Source organism: Trebonia sp. (genome assembly GCF_030042015.1).
GTDB lineage: Bacteria > Actinomycetota > Actinomycetes > Streptosporangiales > Streptosporangiaceae > Trebonia.
Window position 1 is genome coordinate 1 of the sequence record NZ_JASIAL010000244.1, and the last position, 8,175, is coordinate 8,175.

An 8,175-nucleotide genomic window follows, 5' to 3' on the forward strand; every position below is an offset into this window, starting at 1 on the left:
GCGGCGTGCCCGACCAGGTGCACGTCGATGTGCCCGGCGGCGGCCGCCAGCCGCGACGGGGTGCTCCTGCCCCCGAGCAGCGCGCGGACCCGGCTGCGGCGGCTGACGCCGACCACCATCTGGGTCGCGTCCTCGGCGCGCGCGAACGCCAGCAGCGCCGCGGCCACGTCGGTGCCAGGGACCTGGTGGAAGCTGCCGCCGGCCGACGCGACGAGGGCGCGCTGGGTGTCCAGCGTGCGGTCGTCGGCACACCGCACGCCGTCCTCGGCCCGCACGTGCACGGCAAGCAGCTCGCTGCCCGGGGAGCGGGCAGCGATCCGGGCGGCCCGCCGGATGACCGCCTCGTCGCTGGCCTCGCCCGCGATCCCGACGACGATCCGCTCGTTGGTCTCCCACGGGCGGGCGATCCCGTGCGCGGCACGGTACCGTTGCAGGCCCTCTTCCACCCGGTCCGCCACCCACAGCAGCGCGAGCTCCCGCAGCGCGGTGAGGTTGCCCGGCCGGAAGTAGTGGGTGAGCGCGGCCTCGATCCGGTCCGGCGGGTAGACGTTGCCGTGCACCATCCGGCGGCGCAGCGCCTCCGGCGTCATGTCGACAAGCTCGACCTGGTCGGCGCGGCGTACCACCGCGTCGGGGACGGTCTCGGTGTGCACGATCCCGGTGATCTGCCGTGCCACGTCCGACAGCGACTCCAGGTGCTGGATGTTCAGCGTGCTGACCACGTCGATGCCCGCGTCGAGCAGCTCATCGATGTCCTGCCAGCGCTTGGCGTTCCTGCTGCCAGGCACGTTCGTGTGCGCGAGCTCATCGACGAGCGCGACCTGGGGATGGCGGGCGAGGACCGCGTCGAGGTCCATCTCGGTGAACGTCCCGCCCCGGTAGCGCACGGTCCGCCGCGGGATCGCCTCAAGGCCCTCGGCCAGCTGCGCGGTCAGCGCCCTGCCGTGCGTCTCGATGAGCGCGCCGACCACGTCGGTGCCGCGTGCCCGGCGCCGCTGCCCCTCGGCGAGCATCGCGTACGTCTTCCCGACCCCGGGCGCGGCGCCCAGGTACACGCGGAGCTGACCCCTGGCCATGGTCACGATGCTCGCCGCGGCGCGGGCCCTATGGCAGGGCAGCCCGTCCTGTCCGGGCAGGGCCGAAAGGCCCGTAACGGCTGCCTGGTGAGGTAGCGGAGCACGGCGAGCACCCGGCGGTGCTCGTCGTCGCTCGGCTGCAGGCCGAGCTGGTCGTAGATGTTCGAGCAGTGGCGCACGACCGCGTGCTCGGTGATCGTCAGCTTGCGGGCGATCGCGGCGTTGCTCGCGCCCTCGGCCATCAAGGCGAGCACCTCCAGCTGCCTGGCGCTCAGCCGCGACAGCGCGTCGCGCCCGGGCCGGGTCTTCGCAGTGACGATGAGGTTCAGGTCCTGGGCGATCCTGCGGCGCTCGGCGTCGGCCGCCTCGGCCAGCCTCGCCCGTGACAGCATGAGCTGGTCCCGGCTGGCAAGCAGTTCGTCCTGGCTGGCCAGCAGCTCGGCGGTCAGCCGCTCGCGGTCCACGGCGAGCGCGACCACCCGCCCGGCGGCGCGGACGAGCTCGGCGTCGGCGATCAGCATCGGGTCGTAGGTGATCGCCCCGATCGGACGTTCGCCGAGCGTCACCGCGGCGGTCGCGCGCTGATCGCCCGGGCCGGGCAGCGCGCACGGCTGGCCGCGGGCGTCGACGTACCCGCTTCTGCCGGGTACCCAGAACGCCAGCCGCACCGACTCGTCGCCGAGGGCCCGCGCGAGCGCCCGCTCCAGCGGCGGCCGGCCCGGTTCGGCCGCCCCGAGCCACGCGCCGAGCTCGTCCACCTCGCTCATCCGGGCGAACCGGCCGGCCAGCACGCCCGCCGCGAACGCGACCGGCACCCCGGCGAGCACGCTGACTTGCAGCGCCGCGACCGCGACGGGGGAGATGCCGGTCAGCGGTACGAGCACGTCCTGTCCCAGCGCGATGATCAGCACGGCGGCGACGGAGTAGGCGTACAGCGGCAGCAGGATCCGGCGGCGCGCCCGGTCGGCCCGCCCGATCCTGGCCGCCAGGACCGCCACGACCGCCAGCATGCCCAGGCCGCCGACGATGTTCTGGGTGAGCCTGCCGACGTGCGCGAGGTCCGGCCGGGCGGTCACGGCGAGCAGGCCGCCGGGAGAGGCTTGCGGGACGAACAGGTACGGCGGGATCTGCAAGACCAGTGCGGTGAAATACCCGGCCGCCGCCAGGGCACGGGCGTGGACCGAGCGAAGCCGCCCGGACGGGAACGCCAGCAGCAGGTGGACCACGATCGCCGCCGGCAGCATCGCGGTGACCGTGCCGGCGCAGGCCAGGACCGGCACGGTCGCGTTGGCCAGCGCGGCCAGCAGCCAGGACAGGGCGCCGAGCAGCATGATCGCGCCGGTGCGGTTGCTCGGCCGCAGCCACCACGCGGCGATCCCGGCCGCACCGTAGACGAGCCCGGCGGCGGTGAACTCGCCGGAAAGCCACGCGGGCGCGTGACTTGCCTGCGCGAACAGCGCGAATTCCACGCACGCGGTCAGCGCGATGGCGCCGCCGAGCGCCGCCAGCGCCCATCCCAGCGACCGGGTGATCGGTGACCTGCCAGCTAAGGTCGGCATGTCCCGATTGTCCGCCGCAGGCCGTCCCCGGGTCCATGGCATCGACCCTCATCAGGACGAGGACTCAGGCGGTGCGCAGTCCGCCGGGCGTCATGTGGCGTACGGCGTGCCGCCGGCGAAATCGGCGGCGATCGTGGCGCTGATCACCGAGATCACCGCGGCGTTCGCCGTGCGGATGCCGAGTTCGCGGTTGTAATCCAGGCTGGCGACGGAGAAGTTCTCCGAGCCGACGAACACCTGCTGGTCTTTGCGGCCGGCGTCGGCGACGATCGCCTTCGCGTGGATGTACAGCACGTTGTCGCTGTCGGCGTAGGTCCGCACGTGCACGCCCGCCCGGACCAGCTTGCCGAAGGCGCTGTCCCACTCGCTTTCCGCGGTCATCACGACCTCGACGTCCACGCCGCGCTTGGCGGCCTTCTCCAGCGCCGTGATCACGGCGGAGTCGTCCATCTCCTCGTTTTCGACGGAGAGCGTCCGGGTCGCGCCGTCGATGACCGCCAGGATCGAGGACTGGGAGTTGGTCGGTGACCAGACCAGGTCGGCGCCGTCGGGCGGCGTAATGGCCTTGTGGGCGAAGTCCGCGTCGAACGTGGCGACGATCGCGGCGACGTCGGCCTTGTCGGTGTCGATCACGGCGAAGTCGCGGGTATCGGCGTAGTCGGCGGCGACCAGGTTGAGCGTCATGATCACCGACGTCCTGCCGTCGACGGTGAGGGTCTTCTGGTGGTAGGTCGTGCCCGCGTACGCCCAGGTCACGTGCACGTGGTGGGCGGCCAGGTAGTCGTAGGCGGCGGTGTTCCGCGACTTTTCCAGGTGCTGGTCGAGGAGCACGCGGACGTCGACGCCGCGCTTGGCGGCCGCGGCGAGGTCCGCCTCGGCCGTCGGGTCGTCGAGCTCGTACATGGTCAGCTCGATCGAGGACTTAGCACGGTTGATGAGCTGGTAGACCTTCCCGATCCCGTCCTTCGGCTCGACGAGCACGCTGAGCGTGCCCGCGGCCGCGGCCGGCCGGGCCGGCGGCGGGTCCAGCGGCGTGCCCGCGGGCTCGTGGACACCCAGCCTGACCATGCAGCCGGTCAGCGTGACCAGCAGGGCGCAGACGAGCAGGAGATGTCGCATAACGGCACGGACCCCCGTAAGCCAGGAGCAGTCATGATCTGCTGCGGCTCACCTTATGCCCGCAGGCGGTGGCGGCGGGGAGTAAGCGGGGTCCGTTCGGGATAACGGTTTTACGGTTTTTGCTCGGCGAGGAACTCCTCCCAGGAGCGGCGGCCCACGGTGGCGTCCGCGGCGGGGAGGTTGGCGCCCGCGCGGACCGCGGCAGCGGCCTTTCCCGGCAGCCGGACCGGCACCAGCGGGCGGCGCTTGCCGGCGGCGCGCAGGCAATCGCGCAGCAGTTCGGCCATCGGGTAGGCCGTCGGGCCTGCGAAGTCGGGCGCCAGGCCGGCCGGGGCGCCGAGGGCGAGTTCGACGAGGCGGTCCGCGACGTCGCGGGTGTCCACCGGCTGGAAGCGGACGCCGGACGCGACAGGCACGACGGGCAGCCTTGCCATCGCGCGGGCCACGATGACGAGCGCGTCGTAGAACTGGGTGGCGCGCAGCGTGGTCCACGGCAGGCCGGAGGCCTCGATGGCGCGTTCGGAGGCGAGCATGGACGCGAAGTAGCCGAACATCGCCTTGTCGGCAGGGCCCGCGACCGGGACCCGGCCGGCGCCGACGACCGAGATCTTGACCAGGTGCGGCGCGGGGTCCAGGCCGGCGGCGGCGCGGATGAGGTTGGCGGTCATCGCCTGGTCCTTGCGGAAGCTGGGGGCGCCCGCGCAGTGGATGATGATCCCGGCGCCCCGCACGGCGTCGCCGGCGCCCTCGCCGGTGACCAGGTCGGCGTGCACGTACTCGACGCCGTCGACGGTGCCGCGCCGGGTGTGGCTGAGGACGCGGAGGTCGCGGCCGGCCTCGCGCAGGCGGGCGACGACGGGGCGGCCGGCCCGTCCGGTGCCGCCGGTGACCAGTATTGGTGTCATGGTTGATCCTCGCGGTCGCTGCGTGGCATAGCCCGGATTGTCACGGCGGGCCGGTGCGGCCCGTCATGAGGGTATGACGAACTCGACGGGAGCGATGTGACAGCCGATGGACGACGACTGGCTCACGCGGCGCCCCTAGCCTTGGGCTAGCCCCAACGCCGGGGAGTTGAGGCAATTGGGTCATTGGCGCAGCTGGCCCGATACAGCCGGGCCGTTGGCGCAGCTGGCCCAGTCACGAGGACGCGCCCTGTGCGTCACGCCTTGGCGGCGCTGGCGACGGCCGCGGCGGCCGCTTCGGCCACCGCCTGCACGGTCGAGATGCCGGAATCCTCGCTGGCGTTGTCGTCGGACAGGACCGCGATGAGCATGCGCTGCCCGTCGCGGGTGATCTCGCCAATGCTGTTGATCTCCCACAGGGTCGGGTTCGGCAGCCAGCCGTTCTTCACCATGAACGGCGTCCCGGGATCCGCGGCCGCGGGGACGCCCCACCGCTGGTCCGCCTCGACCTGGCTCATCAGGTCCTCGATGTAGTCCTGCGAAGCCCCCGACAGGACAGAAGGGCGGGTGAAGACCAGGCGCAGCAGCCGGATCTGGTCATCGGCCGTGGTGGTCGTCAGGCCCCAGTAGCCGTCGGTGCCGACGCTGGTCTCGGTGAGCCCGAACGCGCTGTTGGCCTCGTCGATGCCGGCGGCGCCGCCAGCGGCGTCGTAAAGATCGCTGGCCGCGTCGTTGTCGCTGTTCTCGATCATCGTGGTGGCCAGCGCCTGCTCGGCCGCGGTCAGTTCCCGGCCGGCCTGCTGCGACTGGTAGAGCAGGGTGGCCAGGATGTCCACCTTGACGATGCTCGCCGTGACGAACGTGCCGGTCCCGCCGTAGCCGGCGATCGCGCCTGTGCTCAGGTCGTCCACGGCCACCGCCACGTGGCCGCCGTCGTCGCGCGCCAGCGGCGCCACGGCCGCCGTGAGGTCCTGCTGGGCCGTCCTGGGAATTGGCCGCGTGGTCATCTCCGGCCGCGGCGTCGGCTTCGGCCGCGGCGCCTTGCGCCTGGAGACCTTCGCGTGACGGGTCGCCGCGACGTTCGTTACCTTCACCTCAGCGGCCGTGGGGGCCGCGGAGCCGGGGGCCCCGGGGACCCCGGAGGCACCGAGGAACCCGGGGGCCCCAAGGAGCAGCAGGCCGGCAACCATAGTGCCGAAAGCCACGGTACGGCGCATGTTCGCGACGCTAACGACCGAACCTTCCGCTCACCTGCGCCGCTGCCGAGGCCTTGCTCAGTCCCTGAAGACTTCCTCCGCGAACCACTGCCAGGTCCGCGGGATCCCGACCTCGCGGGTGACGGTCGGCGCGTACCCGAGCAGCCGGTTCGCCAGCTCGTAGGAGGCGAAGTTGCGGCCCACCTCGCCGGCCCGCCTTGGCCGGTACTCGATCGGGTGGCCGGGCACGCCCGCCGCCCTGCGGCACAGGTCCGCGAGCTCGGTGACCGTGGTCTCCACACCAGAAGCGGCGTGCAGCACCGTGCCGCCAGCGACGTCCTTCTCCAGCGCCAGCTGCAGCGCATTGGAGATGTCCTGCACGTGGACGTAGTCGCGGGACGCGGTGCCGTCGCCGTAGATGACAAGCGGCACGCCGGAGTGGATCGACTCGAAGAAGACGTTGACCACGCCGCGCTTGCGGGCGCACCAGGGCCCGTACACGTTGCCGAACCGGACCGCGACGGTCGCCAGCCCGTAGGTCTTCGCGTAGGCGTGCGCGTAACCCTCGCCGGCCAGCTTGCTCGCCCCGTACGGGGAGATCGGCTTGGGCAGCGACCGCTCGTCGACGGGCGGCGTGGCGTCCCCGATCAGCGCTCCGCCGGTCGACGCGAGCACGACCCGCCCGACGCCCGCCCGGCGGGCGGCGTCCAGGACGCGGAACGTGCCGAGCACGTTGACGTCGAAGTTCGTGCCGGGGTCCTGCACGGAGCCGATCACCGAACCGGCCGCGGCCAGGTGGATCACCGACCGCAGGCCGGCCAGCGCGTCATCGAGCGCCGCGGCGTCGCGGATGTCGCCCTTGACCAGCTCGGCGTCCACGCCGGTCAGGTGCGCGGCGTCGCCCGTGCTGAGGTTGTCGAGCACCCGGACGCGGTAGCCGCCCGCCACCAGGCGGCGCACAAGCGTCGCGCCGACGAAACCGGCGCCGCCGGTCACCAGGACTCCTTCGGAACCGCTCACAAGACGCGGAGTCTACCGGCCGAACATCAAACCCACATTCATCCCGAACGAACCGTGGCGGCTCTCCCGGGCGGCAGTCACTCTGGTCACCCCGCGCCGCACCCAGGCCCAGCCGGACAACGGGAAAGATCCTCCACCCGGCTCACGCGGCCGGGCCTGCCGCCCGCCCGCGGGCGTGCATAGACATACGCCTATGAGACCGCGCGACTGGTGCGCAAACTGGCACTATCGGGATGTTCGGACACAAGCGGGAGGATACGGTGGCGGGGGAGTCGTCTGGGCATGCCGACTGGATGCTGGCCGGACTGGCGCCAGGGTCGACGGTAGCCGGGTACCGGATCGAGTCCCGCGTCGGCATCGGCGGGATGGCCGCGGTGTTCCGGGCCAGGGACGAGTCGCTCGATCGCGTCGTCGCGCTGAAGGTTCTCGCGCCCGCGCTCGCCGAGGACGAGGGTTTCCGTGAGCGGTTCATCAGGGAGTCGAGGGCCGCGACCAAGGTCGACCACCCGCACATCATCCCGATCTTCGCGGCCGGCGGGAACGGCGGCGTGCTCTACATCGCGATGCGGTACGTGTCCGGCGGCGACCTGCGCTCGGTCGTCCGCCGGGAGGGGCAGCTGCCGGGCGAACGCGCCGCGTCCCTGCTCTCCCCGATCGCCTCGGCCCTGGACGCCGCGCACGCGGCCGGCCTGGTGCACCGGGACGTCAAGCCGGCGAACATCCTGGTCGACGCGAGCCCGAACCGCCCCGATCACCCCTACCTGTCCGACTTCGGGCTGGCGAAGGGCTCGGCGTCGGGGACCGGCCTGACCGGCACCGGGCAGTTCCTCGGCACGCCCGACTACACCGCTCCCGAGCAGATCTCCGGCACGGCGGTGGGCTCCCAGGCCGATCAGTACGCGCTGGCGTGCGTCGCGTTCACGATCCTGTCCGGGTCGCTGCCGTTCGCCCGCGAGGAGCCGATGGCCGTGCTGTTCGCGCACCTGTACGACCCGCCGCCCCGCGTCACCACGCTGCGGCCTGACCTGCCGGCGGCGGTCGACCAGGTGCTCGCGCGGGCGCTCGCCAAGGCGCCGCAGGACCGCTTCGCGAGCTGCGGCGAGTTCACAGAAGCGCTGCGCGCGGCCCTGCGCGTCGCGTCGTACAACAGCGTGCCCGCCCGGTCGGCGGCGGGCCGGGCGGACGGCCGCGCGGTCGCCAGCGCGGCGACCTGGGATGAGCCGCCGAGCGGATGGTTCGCGGCACCGCCCGCACCCAGCCTGGCCACGTCGTCGCTGCCGTCCTTCCCGCCGGCCCCGCCGGC

Annotated in this window: 7 protein-coding genes; 1 reads left to right on the forward strand and 6 read right to left on the reverse strand. The window is 72.7% G+C overall.

The window, feature by feature from the left end:
* The 6 genes from Q1N79_RS13085 to Q1N79_RS13110 form a co-directional block, all read right to left on the reverse strand.
* Nucleotides 1-1,076, reverse strand: a 1,076-nt coding sequence (locus Q1N79_RS13085; protein WP_300608806.1) for a universal stress protein, incomplete at its 3' end; no start/stop codon positions are given.
* A gap of 2 nt (nt 1,077-1,078) precedes the next feature.
* On the reverse strand, nt 1,079-2,635 hold the full coding sequence (locus Q1N79_RS13090; RefSeq protein ID WP_300608807.1) for a LuxR C-terminal-related transcriptional regulator: 1,557 nt from the start codon (nt 2,633-2,635) through the stop codon (nt 1,079-1,081).
* A 90-nt stretch (nt 2,636-2,725) separates the two neighbouring features.
* Complete coding sequence (locus Q1N79_RS13095; protein WP_300608809.1) at nt 2,726-3,754, reverse strand: phosphatidylserine/phosphatidylglycerophosphate/cardiolipin synthase family protein; 1,029 nt, start codon at nt 3,752-3,754, stop codon at nt 2,726-2,728.
* Between the two features lie 110 nt (nt 3,755-3,864).
* Complete coding sequence (locus Q1N79_RS13100) at nt 3,865-4,659, reverse strand: SDR family oxidoreductase (protein ID WP_300608811.1); 795 nt, start codon at nt 4,657-4,659, stop codon at nt 3,865-3,867.
* A 254-nt stretch (nt 4,660-4,913) separates the two neighbouring features.
* The gene (locus Q1N79_RS13105) at nt 4,914-5,873 is read right to left on the reverse strand and encodes a serine hydrolase (protein WP_300608813.1); all 960 of its coding nucleotides are present in this window, start codon (nt 5,871-5,873) and stop codon (nt 4,914-4,916) included.
* A gap of 57 nt (nt 5,874-5,930) precedes the next feature.
* The gene (locus Q1N79_RS13110; RefSeq protein WP_300608815.1) at nt 5,931-6,848 is read right to left on the reverse strand and encodes an NAD-dependent epimerase/dehydratase family protein; all 918 of its coding nucleotides are present in this window, start codon (nt 6,846-6,848) and stop codon (nt 5,931-5,933) included.
* Nucleotides 6,849-7,105: 257 nt separating this feature from the next.
* Here Q1N79_RS13110 and Q1N79_RS13115 point away from each other — a divergent pair.
* Nucleotides 7,106-8,175, forward strand: a 1,070-nt coding sequence (locus Q1N79_RS13115) for a serine/threonine-protein kinase (protein WP_300608817.1), incomplete at its 3' end; no start/stop codon positions are given.